Annotated in this window: 1 protein-coding gene; it reads right to left on the bottom strand. The window is 67.2% G+C overall.

Annotated features, from left to right (window positions below; translation table 11 throughout):
- Window positions 1-229, bottom strand: a 229-nt coding sequence (locus tag SB786_RS38010; RefSeq protein WP_410731815.1) for an adenylosuccinate synthetase, incomplete at both ends; no start/stop codon positions are given.

Below are 229 nucleotides of genomic sequence, written 5' to 3'. Positions count from 1 at the left end.
CACGCGCTTCAGGTATGCCTGCGCGCTCTGCGGCAGCGCGTCGAACTGCGTGATGCCGATGGTGCTTTCCTTCCAGCCCGCGAAGGTCTCGTAGACCGGCTCGCAGGCCGCCACTTGCGAGGCGCCGCGCGGCAGGATGTCCACGTCCTGGCCGTCGACCTTGTAGCCGACGCAGGGCTTCACTTCTTCGAGGCCGTCGAGCACGTCGAGCTTGGTGATGCACAGGCCC

The sequence above is a fragment of the Burkholderia sp. SIMBA_062 genome (genome assembly GCF_046534765.1).
GTDB lineage: Bacteria > Pseudomonadota > Gammaproteobacteria > Burkholderiales > Burkholderiaceae > Burkholderia > Burkholderia ambifaria.
The sequence above is the reverse complement of the archived record's forward strand: the minus strand, read 5'-3'. Positions and strand labels throughout refer to the sequence as shown.